The organism is Aeromonas sp. R7-5 (genome assembly GCF_040908015.1).
Lineage (GTDB): Bacteria > Pseudomonadota > Gammaproteobacteria > Enterobacterales > Aeromonadaceae > Aeromonas > Aeromonas caviae.
In genome coordinates, this window is sequence record NZ_JBFOCZ010000019.1 from 24712 (window position 1) to 43362 (window position 18651).

Genomic DNA, 18651 nt, shown 5'->3' on the forward strand with positions numbered 1-18651 from the left:
GGCACGCCATCTGTTATCGGAGGCAACATGGCAACGCCGTCGAGCCTCTCAGGGAGGGCTCATCATGGCCGCCTGATGAAGGACACCGCCTTCACTTGCATCGTCAATCGGCAAGTAACCATCACATATTCAGAACATGGCGGCATTTTCACCACCATATTCACACTCATCAGACAAGCATGGTCGCGTTCTCCCTCCCCTTGTTGATCCTGGTCAATCGCTATTGATAAATGAGGCGATAGCATGCCCACCCTTTTATCAGGCCTGATTGAGACAATACCAAGCCATCAGCACACGCCTATGCATGAGACCGCCCACCAAAACCTGCACTGCGATACCCAGCTCAACGTCACCTTCGGAGTCATCATCCTGACCCTGCTCATCGCCCTGATGGCCGTCAGTGTCAGCATCCGCTCCTCTGCCGAGCGCAAGTATCACAAGGTGGCGGCCATGTTCGTGCACAACATGGCGACCCAGTCCATCGAGCCACAGTTCAAGTCACTGGAGCATGTCCTCAACGAGACGGGCAGTGTCATCGATGAATCAGGCCTGGATGCCTTCCTCAATGAGGGCAACACGCCACTTGGCCTCTCCCTGATGCAAACGTTGGCACTCACCCCCTATGTGAAGAGCATCCTGCTCGCCGATCCGCAGGGGCGCTTCAACGCCATTCCCCATCTGCCGGTCGAGGAGCACGTTGATGCCAGGAAGCGCCCCTGGTTTCTCTCCGCCGCCGTGCGAACCCCCTTCGTGCACTACACCGATCACTACACCAGCCAATTCGACGACAAGAGCCGCAGCGTCTCCGTCTCCCGCCCCCTGATCAACAAGGAGGGATTCTTCCTCGGTACCCTGGCCATGGACGTGGATCTCGAGCAGATGAGCTATCCCCTGCGCCAGCTCATGAGCCCTCTCAAGGGGGAGGTCTACCTGGTCGATCGGGCAGGCGACATCCTGCTGCACTCGGATGTGGGGAACCTGTTTCGCCATCGCGTGGACCGCCGGCTCATCGAGCAGATGACCAACGGCGCCGACCACCTCTTCGATGCAAAGCGCCAGACCCACCTCTACTACTACTCCTTCTCCAACCCGGACTGGTTCGTCATCTATGCCGTCAGCGATGCCAGGTTCAAGGAGGTAAGCAGCAGCGAGTCCCACCAGCTCCAGATCACCCTGGTGGGCTGCATGCTGATCTGCCTGCTCTGCTGGTGGTCCTTGCGTCATGTGCTCAGCAAGATGATCTTCGAGATCATCGCCCTGATGCGCGCCGGACGCATCCACGCGGGCAAACCGGGGGATCAGTTGCGCCAGGAGATCCAGAACGGCCATCGCCAGATGCAGGAAGCCGTGGAGGCGTCCAACACGGATGCCCTCACGGGTCTGTTCAATCGCCGCTGCTTTGACAAGGCACTCGACGACCAGCTGATCGCCGGCCGCCCTTTCTGCCTGGGGTTGATCGATCTGGACAACTTCAAATCCATCAATGACACCCACGGCCACCCGGTCGGTGACGAGGTCCTGCGGGCGGTGGCCCGGGAAGGGCGGCAGATTGCAGGCAAGGAGGCCACCCTCTACCGCTACGGCGGCGAGGAGCTGGCCATCATCATTCCCGGGGAGGACAGCGTCAGAGCACGGACGATGCTCGAGCAGTGGCGCACCCAGGTGGCACAGCGGTCATGGCGCGAACCGGAACTGGTGGTGACCTTCTCTGCCGGGCTGGGACTGTGGCGACAGGAGTCCGCCGAGCAACTGCTGGCGCGGGTCGATCAGGCGCTCTATCAGGCCAAGGATGCCGGCAAGAATCGGGTGCATCATGCCGACTGATCCCCTGGCACAGCGTCTGCGTCTGGCCATCGTGCTCGGGCTCCTCTTGCTGGTCGGCCTCACCGCCCTCAACCTCCTGCAGGCGGCCAGCGGCCTTCGCAAGGACAACGCGCGCAGCCTGAACCATGCTAGGGCCATGATAGAGAGTGCCATCAACGACAGTCAGTCCCTGGTCAAGGCCGCTGTTGCGCGCCGGGTATTTAGATCAAAAAAGGCTAGTGAATTGATCACTGGTAGCTGTGATCAATTCACTAGAAGAATGTGGGGGAAGGATTTATTTAGAAGCAAGTTGAGAAAGAGCAAGAACAATCAATGGTAATAGCTGGGAGCTGTCAACTTGCCACGGAATAAAGTCCTCATCCCCTGGCTCACCAGATCCAGGGGTAACAGCCCATGGGTAAAGCGGATGCATGCGCTGGGCTAGGACCATCGGCCGAATGTCATCAGGGGTGCTTTTAAATGCTGCCAATTGCACAGCTCCGCTACTAACCATTTGGCAAACAAGTGAAAGTGCATCACTCATTTCACCATGGGGAGTTTTCAAGCGCTCATCAGACGTGGTGTTGTATGATGTAGACGCTGCCCCCATACCGACAGAACCAATAATGCCATTCGTTGCGTTGACAAACTGCATGGGGGTATGAGAGTTGGCTGCTGCAACTACATATCTATCTTGCCCTAAACCGTTAACCCCTCGTTGCACCAGAGAACCTAATGAAGCAGGATTGGTTAGCGGAGCACCGTATTGAACTTGAGATTTCATCGTCCAAGTTCTTGGTGTGGAACCAGATGCCGCGAACTTATATTCTCCAGCATTCGATATGATGGAGATGAAAAAGAAGTTACCATCAAGGTTCTCGACAAAAACGTTGCCTTCCGTAAACGTCTTACCAGATACCGTGAAAGAAGCATCAGTAGCGAGCTGGAATCTAAGCACGGACAGGCCTGCAAACTTGCAGTAGTCGGCAGCCTGGTCCGCATCGGTTATCGTAGCGTTATTCACATCGCTTAAGCCACGGGTCATATACGCAGATCCAAGTGTCCCTGCTGGGTTTGCAGCGACATAGGACACAGGCACGTCAACAGAGGTTTTCCCTGGCAGTGTCACCCCCTCAGCGCACAGAACGAAGTTAAACCCCACGACAGTAGCGGTAATCAGACGCCCCTGATTGTCGTAAGCGCAGCCTTCTGGCTCGACCAATGGCGCGGCGATACCGGCTGCGGCGAAAGCATTGGCGAGATGATCGACTCTCACAGACACTGATGACCGTAGCACGCCAGACAGGGTGAATTGACTCACGCGAGGGTTATGCCCTTCGCCGATAGTCACATTACTGGCATACCACTGATAACCGGAGTACACAGCTAGACCATCAGGCCCTACGGCCAGCCCTTGCGGCTTGGTTACCTGTGGTTTTGGTGGAGTCAGTGCGGCTCCGGCGGGATCACCAGTGCCAACAATTCCGCTAGGCAGAGATACTGTCCCGATCGCAGTTGGGGTCGCACTGGATAGAATGTCTTGTAGGCTGAACATGCGCGTCAGCCCATATTTTACACCGCCGGCATTGTTAGCCAGGGGCGACATCACTGCCGCCAGGTCACCAAAGCTCCCCATCGCTGTCAGACAACCAACAGTGCTGGTCATCGTCACAGGGATAATTTGGAGATCCAATATGCTAGCAGTAGCGGGCAGGTTAGTTACTTTCAGCACTGTGTCACTGGTTGCACCAGAATGACCGATTTTGCGTTGCCCTGATACATACCCGATCAGCAGACCTTCAGGGAATCGACACCGAAGTCCGAACGTCTTCCCTGAATAGATAAAATCAGATGTATATACATCAACCCAACACACCTCGACATCAGATCCGCCCTCTACGATGTAGCAAACGAACCACTCACCGGTCTGCCTGTCTTGGGCAATGCCCTGCGGATAGAGGGCTGTGTAGCCGAATGCAGTCTTAAGCTCGGCGGCTCGCACGCCCTCGCGAGGAGCAGATAAGAGAACAGATTTCACCCTAGGATTAGGGGATACAGCAATAAAGTTGTTGTGAACATCTGCCTCTGTTTTATCGATAAAACCTGCAAGGTCACCTTGCGAGCCAGAAAAAACACAGCCGACAAGACTGCCACTACCTTCCGCTATTTCTTGTCGCAGACTGTCACTAGCAGAATCTGCGATCAGCTGGATCGCCTGTGCCAATTGATCGTCTTCAGTCTTGCTGGGCTCCAAGCCAGCGGTTGTCACCGCGTTCAGCAGTTCGTTGGTGATCTGGTTAAAGAAGTCACCTCCCGGCACAGTCGGCGCTTGTCCTGCACCGCCTTCAGTGAAATATTTCCTCACCATCGATGCGACAGGCTTGCGGGCAGGTTCAATGTCAACGCCAGTATTGGTATCAGGCCAGTACATGGTCACACCTCATAGTTAAAGTCGTAATAGAAACCCGCCAGTTTCAGGCGATTGAGCACGCATTCGAGCACCAGGGGGGCATTGCCGCGCAGGGGCGTCAGCACGTTATCCAGGACGGTGAAACGCTCTTCTGGCAGGTCGTAGACATCTACCCGCAGGACGAAGCGGGTAGAGGCCGGATAGATGGGATAGGTCACGCTGCGCAACACATGGTGGGGCCACTGCTCTGACACCTTGACGGTGAAGCCAAGCGCAGCGGCGATCTGCTCGATCATCCAGGTCTGCAGACCGCCCTTGCGGTGGTACTTCTCGACCACGGCCGCACGGCGCATCTCAAAGGGCTGGTTCACGGTGCCGCACTCCGGCAGGCCGAGGTATTCCTCCCACTCCGGGAGCAGCTGCACGGTCGTCTCAGGGCGCATTTCAAGCAGCAGCTGGTCGGCGCTGAGTTCAAGCTGGGCCAGGCGCTTGGCGAACCCCATGACGTACTTGGGCAGGTTGGCATCAGGATCACGCGGCCATGCGCGGCCACGGGGCATCTGCTGCAGGAGGGCATCGCCCCATTGCTCTACAGCGTGGGCCATATGATCACTCCGATGACGTTCAGTTCGTCCGGGTCGGCCGGCACATCAGCTACCAGATCCAGGGTGTAGTCTTTGATGCCTGCCGCTGACCCAATGGCCGTTCTGATGCTGCTGAGCAGCAGGGTGTTGCCCGGCTGCAGGGTGCGCTCGTAACCACTGATGTTGGCGGCAATGGCGGCCCTGATGTCAGCGGTATCCGGGATGGGGGTAATCGCCAGATCGGTGCTCTTGAGCTGGACATCGATGTCGACCGGCTCGATACCACCAGGGCGACCGACCAGCACACCGGTGGCCGGGTCGGGATGGCGGAAGAGGTACTCCATCATGGCGAGCTTGTCAGTCGGGGTCGGCAAGATGTCGCCCCGGTCATCATAAACCCAGCCGATACCCACGGTGCCGCCACCTTGCCATGCGTCATAGGCCCAGGCGCGAGTCACACCGGGCACTTCACGCATCCAGGCCACGTAATCCGCCACGGCACCGCCCATGGGCGGGTTGCGTTTGCGAAACAGCAGGCGTTCGAGCAGTTCGGCGATGGGTTCGATGTCTGCACCGCCGCTGATGTCGCCACTGACGCCGTTGGACTGCAACCCGGGGACGGGGGTTACCAATGTCAGCACCTCGCCTGCGGCCAGGTTGCCGCCAGCACCCACCTCGACGGCTTGCACCTCCACGGCGACGGTACCACTGCTGGGGCTGGCGCTGGCTGTCACGGCATACTGACGACCATCCTTGTGTTGCAGCACGGTACCGACCGGCGCAGGCACCGTGCCGTTGAGGGTGGCAGGGCCTGCGGCATAGGTGGCTTGCTTGCGGATGACCCCTTCAAACTGGGCCGTCTCGATGATGGTCTGATCGTCTGACTCGGTGGTCGGGATGATCTGGCGCACGATCCACGCCTGATGGTCGTAGAGGTCGCGAATCGCGGCACTGACCGACGCGTTCAGCGCCAGCTCGATACCGAACTTTGGCAGCACGGTGCCCAGGCTGGCTTCGAGATCCAGCGCACCGCTGGCGATGAGTTGGCGCAGGGTGGGCACGCTATACGGCATTGGCTTGCGCCTCCCAACGTTGCTTGATGCTCAGGCTCAGTTCGCTGCCATCAGGGCGAGTGATGGCGATATCGAGCTGCAGCATCTGAAATTTCGGAATAGACCCGGTGACGGTGACGAGCTTGGCGTAATCGGGCTTTAAATGGCGGTCGAGGGCGGTTTGCGCATAGGTCACTGCCTTGTTACGCACATCGGTGGTGAGCTTGGAGCGATCGAGCAGCCAGAGCTTGCTGCCCCATGGTTCGTCCGCGAAGGTATCACCTGGCCAGCCACGGCGATCGCTGGTGCCATCAGGCAGCACATCAGACTCGTCGGCACGGGCATCGGTGAAGAGGATCTGCAGGACCAGGGTTTCCAGGCCATCATCCTGACGCAAACCGGCCGAGGTGATCTCGATATCGCCTCGGCCGGTTTCGTTGTTCCAGATGATTGCTGTGGTCATCGCCCCTCACACAGGGGGAGATGTTTGGCCTCCACCCGGCAGATCATGTTTATGATCCAGGAACGACTTGCCATTGATGATCACATCGCCATCCACCAGGATGTTCAACGTGACATGAAGGGGCCCCTGAATCTCGCTATCAGGGGATATGATGGTGAGCTTTTCAGTGGCGGAGAGAGTGACGGTTTTCGCCTGCTGGAGCAGGTCACCCTCCTTGCGCAGGATGATGCGGTGGCCCTCCAGATGGTACAGGCAGTTGTCCCCCGCTTCCAAGTCTTTGGGGCGCACGCCCTTGTCTTCGACCGCGATGGCCACAAGGCCAGCACGGGCCCCACCGATGCCCAGCACGATGGCCTCAGACCCTGCTGGCGGCACGCTGGTGTGACCGTAGTTCTGGAAACGCTCGACATCAGAGGCGGCCTCGTCGGCCAGCACCTTGAGCTGCAGCCCCTGTCGGTTGAACGAGTCAGTCACGGCCGTGACGATGGCCCGGTCTGCGATCAAGCGCACCCGGCGCCAGAGCGGGGCGATAAGCTTCTGCACATCGCGCAGGGTCACCATGTGGTTACCTCCTTGGTCTGCTTCTTGACGACCTCAGCGGGGATCAGCATGGCTTCACGCGGGGTCAGGTTGAGGATGGCCTCCCGGCCGTTCTTGTCGCTTTCCATCAGGGTCACGGTGACAATCAGCCAGCTCTCGTCCAGGCCCTGGATCTCGTCCTTGATGGGGCACATGCGGTTGATGCGCCAGAGTGGCCCCTGGTCGCCTTCTATCCCCTGGATGCGCCATCCTGCGACCGTGATCTCGGTCTGGGTGCCTTCACCGATGCTGCGCTGCTTCTGCCACTGGCCGCGCTTGCTGGCCCCGGCCACGGTGGTGACATCTTCGGCGATGATGATGCGGGGGCGATAGCGGGTGACGCCAGGGTCTTTGATGACGGCCTTCTGGCCGCCGATGGTGGCGGGGGCCGCGTTATCCCAGGTCGCCCCGCCCGCATAGCTGCTGCCTTTGACGATCCATTCCGATGCCCGGTCACGCATGCTGAAGTTGCCCCGGGCGGCCATGATGTTCTCGCTCAGGATGAGGCTGGCCCCCATGGGGGTATCGCTGGCCTGGGTCAGCACCAGTTGGCCGCGTTCGTTGGTGGTGAGCAGCACCGCCCGCTGCTTGGCCAAGCGATCGAGCAGCTCGAAACAGGTCTCCCCCTGTTCGATGGTGACGCGGGGGAAGGCATCCCCAAGGTCACACTCCACCACCACCTCGATATCGAAGGGGGCGCAGATATCCCGGGCCACCTGGTCGAGTTTGACACCTGACCAGGCACCGGCTTTGAAGATGGCCGAGCAATCCACCAGATCGCTGGTCTTGCTGCGGCCACTGACCACCCAGCTCACCTCGCGGGCGTCATAGCTGGGGATGAAGTCATCGACATAACCGGTCAGCACCAGCTCATTGCCGATATGCACGGTGCAGGCGCTCAACGGCTTGATGACCATCTCACCGGCGTTTTCCCATTTGCGGGTCAGGCTCAGTTCGAAATCGCCGGCGATATCGCGCAGGCTGCGGGTGATGCGCACCTGCTGCCAACCGCCATAGATTTGACCATCGACGCGCAGGGTGATGGGCTCAGCCATTGGTCACCTCGTCGAGCACATCCACCCGGGTGCTGGGGGTGATAAAGGCTGGATCACGCAAGGCGTTGCTGCTGACCAGGCGATCGCGGTATTCGGCATCGCCATACTGCCGCCATGCCAACAGGGCTGACGGAGTGGTGGTGGCCAGCACCAACTGGCGGCGGCGAGGCAACTGGGCACCGCGCTCGCGGCTATCGTTCAGCAGCGCGAGGCGCAGATCCCGCAGGGCACGCCAGATCTCGCTCTCTTCGGCTTCCACGGCCTCGGCCGCCAGCTCGGCCAGCCGGTTGGCCCATTCATTGGCCATGCGCTCCAGATCGTCTGCCGTGAGCTGCACGTTGCGATCAGCCCCCACCACGCCGTTCATCACGACCGGGCGGCTCAGCGGGTTGTTGACCTGGTCACCGGTCAGCGACTGGCCGATTGTGACGGTGCCTGCCGGGTCGTTGGTGAAGTCGCGATCTGTGCCCAGGTTGGCGCTGGAAATGGCACTGGTGGCGGCGGTGGCCGAGGCCCGGATCACCAGCTTGGTGAACTCCGCACCATTGGCCAGGGCGGCGCTCTGTTCGGCAGCAGTATCGAGGGTTGAAACAGACGACGCGCTGCCTGCCGCGGCATCGCTGAGGATGCCGCTCGGCAGGCCACCGGTGATCGCCAGCTCTGCCCGCATCCCATCCCACCGGCGGATCACCTGGTCGTAGACAGAGAGCGCCCGGATGGGGTCGGTGACGACGCCCTTGATGTCTTCGACGATGCCTGTCACCTCGCGGGCCAGCTCGCCAGGGTAAGCCAGCAAGGTACCCACGCTGTCTTTGGCCCGCATCAGGCGATCGGTCCATTCTCGGAACTGGGTCGGCAGGCTGGGCAAGCCACGGGTCAGCTCATCCAGATCATCCAGCAGGGTATCGACCATGGGGCCCATGTTGTCGATGCCGGTCAGGAAGCTGTCCAGGAAGGATTGCTCGGTGGCGCCATTGGCGGCATCGGCGGCATTACCCAGGGTCGCGGCGGTATCGATGGCGGCAGAGGGAAAGAGCGGCTTGCCTGCCTCCCACACCGTGAAGGTGACATAGGCCACCCCATCTTCTTCGTTGTCCAGGCGGTGGCTGACATCACCGACTTGCACGGTGCGCACGCCCCACCAGGGGTGGATCATCTCGCTGGTACCCGGCTGATTCAGGGCGGCCAGCAAGGTGCGGAGTTGATCCAGGTAATCCTTTCCGACCAGCTTGCCGGTGATCTGCTCGTTGGTGATCGCCGCGCCGTTGTCTTCGGTCCAGCCGCTTTCACGCTTGGGGTATTCGCGGGGAATAGCGCGGCGGCCGCCCTTGCCGTCCACAGTGTTCAGCAGGAACTCAACGCCCCGAATGGAGGCAGTCAAACGCTCTTCAAAGCTCATGCAACGCCTCCTTACGGCATCAGTGACGGGCCGTTATCCACGCGCACCTGCATGCCGGGGGCAACGTCGCGGGAACGGACGGTGATGCGGTCATCGCTGACCTTGATGTCGATACCAAGATTGTCAGGACGCGGGGATGGCGTGATATCTCTGGTGAAAAAGGCCTTCATCTCATCGAACACATCGAGTATGCCGGGAGCAGGAGAAATGCCATCCGTACTCAGATTGAGAAGGCCGGTCCCCTTATCTGCCAGCTCCTTTGCGCGTTCTTCCGCCCTACTGAATTTCGGTAAGCCACCCAGTTCGGGGATAAGTGACACGCCATATAGAGCAGTACCTCCGGCGATCAACTTCTGAACATTGAGTGTTCCCTTGTTGCCGGACTGATTACCGGCAGCGGGCAGAGATCCATCACCGAATCCAGAACCAGGCATGTTGACTACATAGACGGGGGTAGCGCCCAGGTTGCTGATTGCATCGCCCATACCACCGGCACCACCCTTCCCTTTGCTGAAGATAGCCCCGGCGGCCCAGCCGCCAACAGACATGGCACCTTTGGCTACTGGTGCCAACAATCGACCGCCTTTGTTGAGCAGATAGATGCTGCCCAATATCTTGGCCAGATTTTCATAACCGCCGACCATCTCAGCGATACCATTGGCGGTATCACCGACAGACTTGAGCACAGGAATCAACTCTGCTCCCAGCTCCTTCGCATCACGAATTGCTTCAGCGGCAGCCTTGAAGGAATCCACAAGATTGCCGCCAATCTTTTCGACCAGTTCATCGTATTCACCGGTCTTTTTCATCTCGTCCAATTGCTTGAGTAGCGAACCAAGCTCCTGCTTGAGCACAGTAAAGGCGCCGCTATCCATCACATCAGTTTTGAACATGGTCCAGCTGTCACCCATATTGGAGATCATGCCATTCCAGCTATCCATTTGTGTTTTGGCGGCACCCTGGGATGCCTTACCCATCTGGTCAATTAAATCCTTGATGGCTTTTCTGGTTAATTGCCCCTTGCTAGCCATGTCTTGCAATTGTTGATTTGTATAACCAAGACCATTATTTTTCCCAAGCTCCTTACTTGCCTTTGCCAAATAATCCCACACAGGAACACCACGCTCCAATAATTGCAGGGCTTCTTCACCTTGAAGCTTGCCTTTTGTCCAGGCTTGACCAAGTGCCAACGCGATACCATCTAACGTTTCAGCCGTTCCCCCCATCATGGATGCCTGGTCGGCGATGGCCTGCATAGTCCCATCCATAGGGTCAAGACCAAACGCCTTGAGTCTGACAAATGAATTGGTGACTTCATCCACTGCATAAGGGGTGTCTTGAGTGAACTGCTTTATCCAGTCCATTGCCTTAGCACCACCCTCTGGACCACCTTGCAACTTGTTCAGCATGATCTGATACCGTTCAAATTGAGCAGCGGTTTTGACGAATGTTCGCTCAAATGCGATAGCAGATGCAGCACCGGCCAATACTAGCCGGTTGCCAAAGGTATCAATGCCCTGACTGGTCGCGGCCATTGTCGAGTTCATCATAGCCAGAGCACTTTTGCTCTGTGCGGCGAACTGACTCATCGATTGCCCATATTGCCGAGCCTTGGCGGCCATATTCCCGGCAAGGTTGATGACGATATCGGTAACAAGCTTATTGGCCATGATGACCTCTATTTATGGCGGGATGGCTTTGATGGCGGGCTAAGTTGATGATGGAGCTTGATGAGACGACGCAGAGAGAATTTCCTCAGCTCGCTGATGGGGAGGCGGTCCCCAACAAAGAAGAGAAACGCCTCCACCGGTTCAGCCAGCCGCTTAAACTCGCCCCCTCGCTGCCACTGCCTCCATCGTTAATTTATCCAGTTCACTGGCCTTGCTTTGCAGCAAGGCCAGATCTTCTCGATGTAATTTTTTCAACTGGCCAATCGTCAACGGACCAGGAATATCGCCAATGTACTCGACTTGGCGGCACAGCATGTTGAGCCCCATTTTTACGTCAGAAACATAGGCGGCGACCTTACCGTTAGGCAGCTCGATCACCTGCTCTGCGGCCTCCTGAGATTCAATGATGTCGCCACCAGAAAGCTCTTTCAGGCCGACCTCATATTGAAGGACAGTTTCATCATCCACCTTCATTGCATAACCATGTTTGAGTCGAAGAGTCATAACGGCCATTGTCAGATCTCCACCACTCTGTCACCGAAGAAGGTGGCGGCGATATCGCCGCTGTCTTCCCGCAGAGTAGCCGGTTCGTTGGTGCTGGCCTTGGTCATCATGTATCGAACGCCGTTGTCTCCTTCCCAGGTCATGGTGACGTCGAACATGGCATTGATCTCGATAACACTTACATCTTCGTCCGCAGCGATCACCATTTCGATGCTGGGCGGGCTGTACTTCTGGCTCTTACCCCAACTTTTCCCAGCCCCGGTGTGCTGGGTGCGGGTGTAGCCGCCCGGATTGAGCACGGCCCCCGCCTTGGTCTTGAGCTGTTTGCCGTTGGCGCGAATGGTCACTTCACCCAGGATTTGTCCCATGGTGGTCTCCTTACAGTTTGAACTGGATCAGGGCTGCGAAGACGCGCAGCTGGTTGACAACGTCCGGGTGGCAGACGCAGTTGAGGCGGTTGCGATCGCTGGTGTCGCGGGTCACCTCCAGGGTCTCTTTGAACAGGTCAAAGTTTTCCATCAGGCCCGCACTCACCCAGCCGAGCGCCACTTCCAGGATGGCTTCCTTCATCAGTTGCGGCGTCACCACCGGCTGCGCCGGGTCGAGCAGCGCCAGCACGTTGTCATCGGCCAGCTTGTGGCGCGGGTAACGGTTGGTGACCATCACCTTGATGTCATAGCGCATCTTGCCCAGGGTGGCCGGGGTGGTGATGTCCAGGTAGCTGGGGTCGGGGTCGCCATAGCTGTTGAGCTGGTACATCGAGATCTCGCGCTCGATGGCCACCACGTCGCCGGGCTGGATCTGGTGGGTAGCGATACCGGACTTGAGCAGGTTGTTGCGCTCGTCAAAGGCGAAGCGGTCTGCCTTGGCCGGGGCCAGGATGCCGGGCAGCACCAGGGTCTGCAGCGGGCGCGCCGGATCGATGGCCAGGTGATAAGCTGCGATGCCGCAATAGCTGGCGGCCCACTCCCAGACCGGGCTCGGCGACTTGCTGGTGCCGATGCAGGAGATCAGGAAGTCGTTGCGGGCCTCGCCGAACGTGATGGTCTCGCCGTAGGTACCCCGGAACGCGGTATAGGCGATGGCCTCGCTCATCTTGAGCGGGCCCCAACGTTCGAGCAGCTCGTCACGCAGGGTGTTCAGGCTGGTCGTGTCGTTGAACGGCATCATGATGTGGTTGTACCACTCATCGGGCATCGCGCTGATGACGGCGGCCATGTCGGGGGCGCCGGATCCACCGGTCATGGCCACGGTGGTGATGGTCACCCCGGGCGGCAGCTGCTCGCCGGCGTTGTAGTTGTAACGCAGGTCGATGCTGTTGCCGGTCAGGCCCTTCCATTTCGCGGTGATGTTGACCTTGGCGGTGTCGACCCCATCCACGGCGGCGGTCACCGGCAGGTTCTTGGTAGCGGTGATGGCGGCGGCCACGTTGGTGGCGATGGTGGCAGCGGTCGCGGCAGCGGCCACGCCCACCTGCAGCAGCTGGCCAGCGATCAACAGATAGAGGGTGCCTGCCTGGGTGGCGGGGCCGGTGAACTTGAACGACCCGGCAGCGGCGGCGCCGGCACTGATATCGCCGATGGGCAAGGCGAAGGTGCGGGTGTAGCTGTTGGCCTTGCGGTAGCGCTTGGCGGCCAGCGCCATCATGGAGCCGACGCCGAACAGGCTATCGATGGCCGACTCGCTGACCGGCACCTCGACCACCTGCAGCGGCGTGGCGGTACCGGCGTCGCCGCCCGCGTCAATCATCTGGCCGAACAGCATCACGTTCTGATCCTGGGCGATGTTGCCGCTCAGGGCCTGGCTGTTGTCGATCTCGATATAGACGAGCGGCACGCGCACGTCATTGGGGATGGTTCCGAGAGCCATGGTCACTCCTTCACTTGCGGTTTCTTGGTGGCCTTGGCGGCCGGTTTCACATGCTCGACATCGCCATCGGCGAGCCGCTTGAGCCAGAAGCTGGTGCGCGGTACCCGCTCACCCTCGGCGGCCAATTTGCTGCCATCCGGCTTGCGGAGGGTCAGCCCTTCTTTCGGTTTCAGGTGCAGTTCCACGGGTGCTCCTATGGGGTGGGGCCAGGCAGGTTGATCGTTGCCTCGCAGACGGGGGCGCCATCGGCCAGTTCGGCCTTGAAGTTGAAGCGCAGGAAGTCGTCCAGGGTGGCTTCGTCAATGGGGTCATCCAGTGGCCAGTCCTGGCGCCAGGTCACCGACCAGATGGCTAGCCCCAGCTTGTCGATGGCGGTGGTGTAGAGGTTGTCCGCCCGCACCGCTTCCGGTACCGAGCTGGCGCCGGTACCCACCCAGCCACCCTTGAGCATCAGCGCCTTGGCCAGACGGCAGGCGATCACCTCGGCCCGCTGGTCTTTGGCATAGGCAAACTGTTCAGCGCAGAAGACAAAGGCGACAAACTCGACGGTGCCGATCAACCGGCTGCCCTGGTTCTGCATGGCCACCACCCGCTGGGCACAGATGCGGATGCCGCCCTCCTTGCCACTCATCCAGCGCTTGATGTCGTCCGCCTCGTTGAAGCGGCCAATGTGGCGCTCCACGGTCTGGACGCGGTCAATCTTGCGATTGGCGCCGGGGCCGGTCGCTTCCAGGTAGGGCTTGAGGTACTCCACCACGGCCTCGCAGGCCGAGACGGTGCTGCCGATGGTGCCAAAATCGGGGCGGCTCATAGGCCTACCTCCTTCATCACGTCTTGCCAGAAGTCGCCGATCACGGCGAGCAGCTCGGTCTGGTTGTCACTGGAGAGCCCCAGGAACTGGCGCTGGGGGATCTCCATCTGGCGAGTGAACGACCCCACCGATTGATACACCGGGAAGGCCAACGCCTTGCCAAACGCCTGGGTGATGCGGCGGATATGGGCTGGCACCTGCACGGCACCGCTGAACCCGTCTTGATGCACCCCGGCATAGGCCAGCGCCGAGCCCACCCGCACGCTGTTGCGCTGCACCTGGTATTCGATGCTGTCGCGCAAATCGCCTACACCGCTTAACAGGCTCTGGTTACCGTGGCGGGTCTTGGCGTAGTCGGCTGCCCAGGGTGCCCAGGGTGTGCCGTCCGGGGCGGTCTTCTCGTTATCGATGCGATGCCTGGTCTGGCTTTCTGCAAATATTCCGATCGTGTCAAGAAGATCGGCCTTGTGGTCACTGCGGCCCAGGGTATCGAGCAGGCGCTGATAACGGGCCAGCTCGACGCCATGGGTTGAGACCTCGACCGAGACGGCCATCAGAGCACCCCACGCAGCGAGTCACGGGTGAACAAGCGCTCGTCCTCTTGAACCAGCTCCACTTTGCCGACCGCGCCCTCGGGCGGCATGTCGGGGGTGGGCAGGCCCAGATCCACCTTGCCGGCCGCAATCTCTTTCACCTTGGCGATGGCCCGGTCGTAGCGGTCTTGCAGCAGGTTGGTGACCTGGGGATCGCGATCACCCAGCCAGTAGAAGGCGATGACAATGGCCTGGCGCTTGAGCAGATCCGGCACGGTCGGCAGCGGCAGCACAAAGCGACGAGACAGGTAGCCGTTGATTTCGTCATCAGCGGCCGTCAGCGCCTCATCGATCCAGGTGTCGTTGAGGGTGTCGGTAGAGCGGTCGAGGGCGAAGTTGTAGAGCATGCCCTCGTCACGGTCGATCAGGTCCTGCTTCGTCGCGTAGATGGCCATGGGTTAGTCCTTGGTCATTTCACTGCCGGGTACCACGGTCAGCCAGGAGTCCTGGTGAACGCGCTGGGCTTCTTCCGGGGTCAGGTAGCAGCACGGGATCGCGCAGTCGTGGTCGTGCGGCACAGCGGCCTTGTCTTCGACCACAAACACGCGGGTGGGGCTGGAGTGCAGGAACTGCACCTTGCAGCGCCAGAAGCCAGCCGGCGACTTGGCCTTGATGTCGAACTGGCCGAGCAGCCAGTCGGGCAGATCGCTGGTTATAGCGTCGTTCAGGCTCGCCCCCGGCTCGCTGGAGGCGCCGATGGCGTTGGCGCTGCCCTGGTCACCGGCGTTCTGGGTGGTCGCTGCTGCCGCTGCAGCTTCAGCATCCAGTCGCGCGGCTTCGGCGGCCTGCTGCTCTGCTTCCAGGCGGGCGGCTTCGGCGTCCAAGTCTACCAGCACGGTCCCATCTTTTTTCTGTTCGGTTTGCGCTTGCACCAGCTCGGTACCCGCGCCCACTGCAGCATCATCCAGCTGCGCGCTTTTGTCGTCTTCCTTCTTGCGAGATGCCATGTCAATGCTCCTGTAAAGGGGTGGTAAAGGCGGCTTACACCGCCGAAATCAGGGTTTGCCTTGTGGCCTGCTCGGCGATCAGCAGGATGGAGGTTGCGGTGAACGACCCGTTATTGGAGCGGATCACCGGCTTGGTGCCGTTGGTCACGATGTTCCCGCCCGCATCGATCGAGAAGAACGTGGCCAGCGTGACCGTGTCATCGGTGACCTGCACATCACGGCTCGCCACCAGGCGGTTACCGTTGGTACCGATGAAGTCGAGCTGCATCGAACGCTGGGCCGAACCTCCGGACCAACTGCCCACCAGGTTGAGCTTGAATGAGAGGCTGGTGTCGCTGTTGAAGGCGTTCAGCTTGTCACTCACCGTATTGAAGAACGGGGCCAGGGTGCCGAACTGCGGCGCCGGCAACGCTTTGACCCAGGCAATCAGGTCGCGGTTGGTATCGGCTGCCAGCACGGCATCCGGTCCGGTCAGGCCTGACCAAAACACCTCGCTCTTCTTGCGCTTGGGCGCCAGCGAAATGAACGCCTTTCCAGTCGGCATGGCTTAGCCCTCCGTCACTACCAGCTCGCCGCTACCCGACTGGGCCATCCGCGCGTACAGGTTCTGGGGGGGATCAAAGCTCCAGGCCTCGCGCTGGTCACGGCCAAGGTGATGGCCAACCGTCACGCTCGGGGCAGGCAGCGCAGCATCGGTGCGATAGAGCACGATCTGGTTGGTCTGGTTCTCCAGGGTGCCGCTGCCGGCTGCAGAGACCAGCACCCAGGCATCAGCACTCAGCTCTTTGGTGGTCGTGGCCATGGGGTTCTCCTGGTGGCCTGGGCTTCGACGCTTGAAAGCTCCACCCAGGCCGGGTTGATAAATGCCTGGGCTTCATCGCCGTGAAGCTCTGCCCAGGCCAGCGGGGCGCCGGTTACACCAGGTAACGGGAGACCACGATCTCGACGTTGTTGTAGTAGATGTTCGACTCGCCATTTTCGAGGAACTCGCGACCGACAACCTTCCTGGCCGCCGCCTCGTTGCTCGGCCCCACCACCAGGGTGGTGGCCATGGTGCCCAGAGGAGTGCCGTTGGACTTCTTCATGCTGGCCAGCTTGGTCTTGGCCGCTTCGAAGTTGGTCGCATCCAGCACAGTCTTGGAGCCGATGGCAGTCTGCGGGAAGCCGAAGCCGTAGCCATGACGACCATCGACCCCCTGGGCCACCATATTGTTGAACCAGGCGTATTCGCTGGTCGCGCCAACGAAGTCCAGGGAAATGGGCTTGCGTTCCTGGAAGATCACGGGCAGCAGGATCTGGCTATTGTCCAACAGGAACCAGGCGGCCCCGGTATCCGTGCTCGGGGTACCGATCACGTTGGAGAAGGTAGTGGCCGGGGTGGTATCCAGCGGGTGATCGGTGTCGAAGAAGTTCTGGCCGTCATAGCAGAGGGTGGAGAAACCCGCCGCCAGCAGGGCATAGGATTTTTTGTCCGGGAACAGAGAACTTTCCTGACCCCAGGCCCGGGCCAGTACTGCGTACTTGCCGATCTTGTCATCGTCGAGATCTTCGCGCTTGATCTTGATCGAGGCTTCATAGGTGACGTTGGGGATCGCATAACCATGGGACCCCAGCTCTTTGAGCATACGATCACCGACCCATGCCTCGATACCCGGCAAGTCTTTGAGCCAGCCATAGAACTCGCTGGAGCCAGAACTCGGCACCTTGGTGGCAATCTTGTCCCACTGCGGCGTGGTACGGTTGAGCCCTTCAACGAAGGCGGCATTAGAGCCGACGGTCAGGGCTTCGATAATCTGCGCTTCAGTAAAAGCCATGGTCAGACTCTCCGATTAATAGTTGGGTTTGTGGTGGCGGTTGGCCAGCCAGGTTTCAGGACTGACGCCCATCGCACGACACAAGGCCAGTTCTTCCTTGCTCAGGGTCGCGCCCTGTTGCTGGGTGGTGGTGTTCACCTGGCTGGCGTCGGCGATGACCGGGGCGGCCTCGACGAACTTCTTGAACTGCTCGACCCCACCTTCCTGGCGGCACATGCCCAGGAACATTTCGCGGTTGGCCGGGGAAATCTTGGCCGCCTTGATAGCGTCATCGACCAGGGCGCCAAGCTTGGCCTCTTCGGTCTGCTTGACCTTGTCCTCGGCGGTGATGGCGCGGTTCAGGGCCAGCTCGTAGGTCTCTTTCGGGACGAACTTGGTCAGGTCAGGGCCAGCAGCGGCACGGTTCATGGCCAGCTGGTGATCGGCCTTGAGGGTATTGATGGCGGTGAGCGCGGACGCGGTATCCGCATCCGCTCCCAGACCCAGGGCCTGGGTCAGTTCAACGGGCAAGGGCATTGGAGTTTCCTCACGGTTCAGGGCAGGGAGTTGATCGAGGTTGGGCTCGTTGGTCAGGCCGACGCTGGCAATGCTCAGCACGGTGCCGGCGTCGTCGAAGGTGAAGGCCGGGGAGTAGAAGGCGTATTCCTTCTTCTCCAGCATCTCGCGCCCTTCGCTGTTCCAGTCCACCATGCCCCACACTTCGCCGCCGATGTTCTGCAGGGCGAGGATCCAGCCGATGGCCGGGGCCTTTTCGCCCTTGGGGCCTTTGATGTGGGTGGCATGCTCAACGTCGAACGGACGCTTCTTGGTGAACGCGGCCACCACGGCATCCGGTTTGCTGTTGTTCCAGGTGCGCCCGTCATTGCCGCTGAATACCCCGGGGGGTACCAGCGGCAGCCAGACCTGTTCGTTGCGCACGGTCTGGCGCGACAAGTCAAAGCAGAGGGCAAGGTGGATCTTGGGCATGGCTCGCTCCGTCACATAACAACCTCCCGCCGGGTGGCTGGGTTGAATGGAACACGATGTGTGTGGACGTTGAGAGCATGGCGCCACGGGTCGTGGCGATGTGAGTGACGGTTTTCGTCAGATATCAGGGTG

At 60.1% G+C, this 18651-nt stretch carries 22 protein-coding genes; 2 read left to right on the forward strand and 20 right to left on the reverse strand.

Translation table 11 applies throughout. From position 1 onward, the window contains the following. Positions 1 to 300 precede the first annotated feature (300 nt). On the forward strand, positions 301 to 1824 hold the full coding sequence (locus AB5Y53_RS06515; RefSeq protein ID WP_368181388.1) for a diguanylate cyclase: 1524 nt from the start codon (positions 301 to 303) through the stop codon (positions 1822 to 1824). After that, positions 1814 to 2143 carry a hypothetical protein gene (locus AB5Y53_RS06520; RefSeq protein ID WP_368181389.1) on the forward strand — a complete coding sequence of 110 codons (330 nt, stop codon included), beginning with the start codon at positions 1814 to 1816 and terminating at the stop codon, positions 2141 to 2143. Before AB5Y53_RS06515 ends, AB5Y53_RS06520 begins: the two co-directional genes overlap by 11 nt. Here AB5Y53_RS06520 and AB5Y53_RS06525 read toward each other — a convergent pair. From AB5Y53_RS06525 to AB5Y53_RS06620, 20 genes are all read right to left on the reverse strand, one after another. Beyond that, positions 2099 to 4234, reverse strand: coding sequence for a hypothetical protein (locus AB5Y53_RS06525; protein ID WP_368181390.1), 2136 nt, complete (start codon positions 4232 to 4234; stop codon positions 2099 to 2101). The genes AB5Y53_RS06520 and AB5Y53_RS06525 overlap by 45 nt on opposite strands. 2 nt (positions 4235 to 4236) lie before the next feature. Further along, positions 4237 to 4818, reverse strand: a complete 582-nt coding sequence (locus tag AB5Y53_RS06530; protein ID WP_302354776.1) for a YmfQ family protein — start codon at positions 4816 to 4818, stop codon at positions 4237 to 4239. After that, on the reverse strand, positions 4803 to 5870 hold the full coding sequence (locus tag AB5Y53_RS06535) for a baseplate J/gp47 family protein (protein WP_368181392.1): 1068 nt from the start codon (positions 5868 to 5870) through the stop codon (positions 4803 to 4805). Before AB5Y53_RS06535 ends, AB5Y53_RS06530 begins: the two co-directional genes overlap by 16 nt. After that, complete coding sequence (locus AB5Y53_RS06540) at positions 5860 to 6312, reverse strand: phage GP46 family protein (protein WP_368181393.1); 453 nt, start codon at positions 6310 to 6312, stop codon at positions 5860 to 5862. Before AB5Y53_RS06540 ends, AB5Y53_RS06535 begins: the two co-directional genes overlap by 11 nt. A 6-nt stretch (positions 6313 to 6318) precedes the next feature. Then, a complete protein-coding gene (locus AB5Y53_RS06545; protein ID WP_275059378.1) occupies positions 6319 to 6873 on the reverse strand; it encodes a phage baseplate assembly protein V in 555 nt (184 codons plus the stop codon). Beyond that, positions 6867 to 7946: a phage baseplate assembly protein gene (locus tag AB5Y53_RS06550; protein ID WP_368181394.1), complete on the reverse strand. Its 1080-nt coding sequence runs from the start codon at positions 7944 to 7946 to the stop codon at positions 6867 to 6869. Before AB5Y53_RS06550 ends, AB5Y53_RS06545 begins: the two co-directional genes overlap by 7 nt. Continuing rightward, positions 7939 to 9345, reverse strand: a complete 1407-nt coding sequence (locus AB5Y53_RS06555) for a DNA circularization protein (RefSeq protein WP_368181395.1) — start codon at positions 9343 to 9345, stop codon at positions 7939 to 7941. Before AB5Y53_RS06555 ends, AB5Y53_RS06550 begins: the two co-directional genes overlap by 8 nt. An 11-nt stretch (positions 9346 to 9356) precedes the next feature. Beyond that, complete coding sequence (locus tag AB5Y53_RS06560; protein ID WP_368181396.1) at positions 9357 to 11015, reverse strand: tape measure protein; 1659 nt, start codon at positions 11013 to 11015, stop codon at positions 9357 to 9359. 153 nt (positions 11016 to 11168) lie between these two features. After that, positions 11169 to 11528: a phage tail assembly protein gene (locus AB5Y53_RS06565; protein WP_368181397.1), complete on the reverse strand. Its 360-nt coding sequence runs from the start codon at positions 11526 to 11528 to the stop codon at positions 11169 to 11171. 2 nt (positions 11529 to 11530) lie between these two features. After that, entirely contained in the window at positions 11531 to 11887 is a 357-nt protein-coding gene (locus AB5Y53_RS06570) for a phage tail tube protein (RefSeq protein ID WP_368181398.1), read from the reverse strand. Positions 11888 to 11897: 10 nt separating this feature from the next. Further along, positions 11898 to 13388 carry a phage tail sheath subtilisin-like domain-containing protein gene (locus AB5Y53_RS06575; RefSeq protein WP_336574325.1) on the reverse strand — a complete coding sequence of 497 codons (1491 nt, stop codon included), beginning with the start codon at positions 13386 to 13388 and terminating at the stop codon, positions 11898 to 11900. Between the two features lie 2 nt (positions 13389 to 13390). Beyond that, positions 13391 to 13573, reverse strand: a complete 183-nt coding sequence (locus tag AB5Y53_RS06580) for a DUF2635 domain-containing protein (protein ID WP_223954557.1) — start codon at positions 13571 to 13573, stop codon at positions 13391 to 13393. Positions 13574 to 13581: 8 nt separating this feature from the next. Beyond that, positions 13582 to 14199 (reverse strand): hypothetical protein, encoded by a 618-nt coding sequence (locus AB5Y53_RS06585; RefSeq protein ID WP_368181399.1) that lies wholly within the window; start codon positions 14197 to 14199, stop codon positions 13582 to 13584. Next, positions 14196 to 14753 carry a phage virion morphogenesis protein gene (locus AB5Y53_RS06590; protein ID WP_368181401.1) on the reverse strand — a complete coding sequence of 186 codons (558 nt, stop codon included), beginning with the start codon at positions 14751 to 14753 and terminating at the stop codon, positions 14196 to 14198. Before AB5Y53_RS06590 ends, AB5Y53_RS06585 begins: the two co-directional genes overlap by 4 nt. After that, a complete protein-coding gene (locus AB5Y53_RS06595; RefSeq protein WP_368181402.1) occupies positions 14753 to 15187 on the reverse strand; it encodes a gp436 family protein in 435 nt (144 codons plus the stop codon). Before AB5Y53_RS06595 ends, AB5Y53_RS06590 begins: the two co-directional genes overlap by 1 nt. 3 nt (positions 15188 to 15190) lie before the next feature. After that, entirely contained in the window at positions 15191 to 15739 is a 549-nt protein-coding gene (locus AB5Y53_RS06600; protein WP_368181403.1) for a hypothetical protein, read from the reverse strand. A gap of 34 nt (positions 15740 to 15773) precedes the next feature. Continuing rightward, a complete protein-coding gene (locus AB5Y53_RS06605; protein WP_323929108.1) occupies positions 15774 to 16283 on the reverse strand; it encodes a tail needle knob protein in 510 nt (169 codons plus the stop codon). 3 nt (positions 16284 to 16286) lie between these two features. Continuing rightward, entirely contained in the window at positions 16287 to 16541 is a 255-nt protein-coding gene (locus AB5Y53_RS06610) for a hypothetical protein (protein WP_368181404.1), read from the reverse strand. Between the two features lie 112 nt (positions 16542 to 16653). Beyond that, a complete protein-coding gene (locus AB5Y53_RS06615) occupies positions 16654 to 17553 on the reverse strand; it encodes a Mu-like prophage major head subunit gpT family protein (RefSeq protein ID WP_368181405.1) in 900 nt (299 codons plus the stop codon). Between the two features lie 15 nt (positions 17554 to 17568). Then, complete coding sequence (locus tag AB5Y53_RS06620) at positions 17569 to 18519, reverse strand: phage protease (protein WP_368181406.1); 951 nt, start codon at positions 18517 to 18519, stop codon at positions 17569 to 17571. Between the last annotated feature and the right edge of the window lie 132 nt (positions 18520 to 18651).

Coding starts and splice junctions, on each gene's coding strand:
- AB5Y53_RS06565 (WP_368181397.1), bottom strand. CDS start 11,528: ATGGCCGTTATGACTCTTCGACTCAAACATGGTTATGCAATGAAGGTG.
- AB5Y53_RS06535 (WP_368181392.1), bottom strand. CDS start 5,870: ATGCCGTATAGCGTGCCCACCCTGCGCCAACTCATCGCCAGCGGTGCG.
- AB5Y53_RS06575 (WP_336574325.1), bottom strand. CDS start 13,388: ATGGCTCTCGGAACCATCCCCAATGACGTGCGCGTGCCGCTCGTCTAT.
- AB5Y53_RS06590 (WP_368181401.1), bottom strand. CDS start 14,753: ATGGCCGTCTCGGTCGAGGTCTCAACCCATGGCGTCGAGCTGGCCCGT.
- AB5Y53_RS06615 (WP_368181405.1), bottom strand. CDS start 17,553: ATGGCTTTTACTGAAGCGCAGATTATCGAAGCCCTGACCGTCGGCTCT.
- AB5Y53_RS06620 (WP_368181406.1), bottom strand. CDS start 18,519: ATGCCCAAGATCCACCTTGCCCTCTGCTTTGACTTGTCGCGCCAGACC.
- AB5Y53_RS06560 (WP_368181396.1), bottom strand. CDS start 11,015: ATGGCCAATAAGCTTGTTACCGATATCGTCATCAACCTTGCCGGGAAT.
- AB5Y53_RS06585 (WP_368181399.1), bottom strand. CDS start 14,199: ATGAGCCGCCCCGATTTTGGCACCATCGGCAGCACCGTCTCGGCCTGC.
- AB5Y53_RS06545 (WP_275059378.1), bottom strand. CDS start 6,873: ATGGTGACCCTGCGCGATGTGCAGAAGCTTATCGCCCCGCTCTGGCGC.
- AB5Y53_RS06520 (WP_368181389.1), top strand. CDS start 1,814: ATGCCGACTGATCCCCTGGCACAGCGTCTGCGTCTGGCCATCGTGCTC.
- AB5Y53_RS06540 (WP_368181393.1), bottom strand. CDS start 6,312: ATGACCACAGCAATCATCTGGAACAACGAAACCGGCCGAGGCGATATC.
- AB5Y53_RS06600 (WP_368181403.1), bottom strand. CDS start 15,739: ATGGCATCTCGCAAGAAGGAAGACGACAAAAGCGCGCAGCTGGATGAT.
- AB5Y53_RS06530 (WP_302354776.1), bottom strand. CDS start 4,818: ATGGCCCACGCTGTAGAGCAATGGGGCGATGCCCTCCTGCAGCAGATG.
- AB5Y53_RS06570 (WP_368181398.1), bottom strand. CDS start 11,887: ATGGGACAAATCCTGGGTGAAGTGACCATTCGCGCCAACGGCAAACAG.
- AB5Y53_RS06515 (WP_368181388.1), top strand. CDS start 301: ATGCATGAGACCGCCCACCAAAACCTGCACTGCGATACCCAGCTCAAC.
- AB5Y53_RS06525 (WP_368181390.1), bottom strand. CDS start 4,234: ATGTACTGGCCTGATACCAATACTGGCGTTGACATTGAACCTGCCCGC.
- AB5Y53_RS06550 (WP_368181394.1), bottom strand. CDS start 7,946: ATGGCTGAGCCCATCACCCTGCGCGTCGATGGTCAAATCTATGGCGGT.
- AB5Y53_RS06610 (WP_368181404.1), bottom strand. CDS start 16,541: ATGGCCACGACCACCAAAGAGCTGAGTGCTGATGCCTGGGTGCTGGTC.
- AB5Y53_RS06595 (WP_368181402.1), bottom strand. CDS start 15,187: ATGGCCATCTACGCGACGAAGCAGGACCTGATCGACCGTGACGAGGGC.
- AB5Y53_RS06605 (WP_323929108.1), bottom strand. CDS start 16,283: ATGCCGACTGGAAAGGCGTTCATTTCGCTGGCGCCCAAGCGCAAGAAG.
- AB5Y53_RS06555 (WP_368181395.1), bottom strand. CDS start 9,345: ATGAGCTTTGAAGAGCGTTTGACTGCCTCCATTCGGGGCGTTGAGTTC.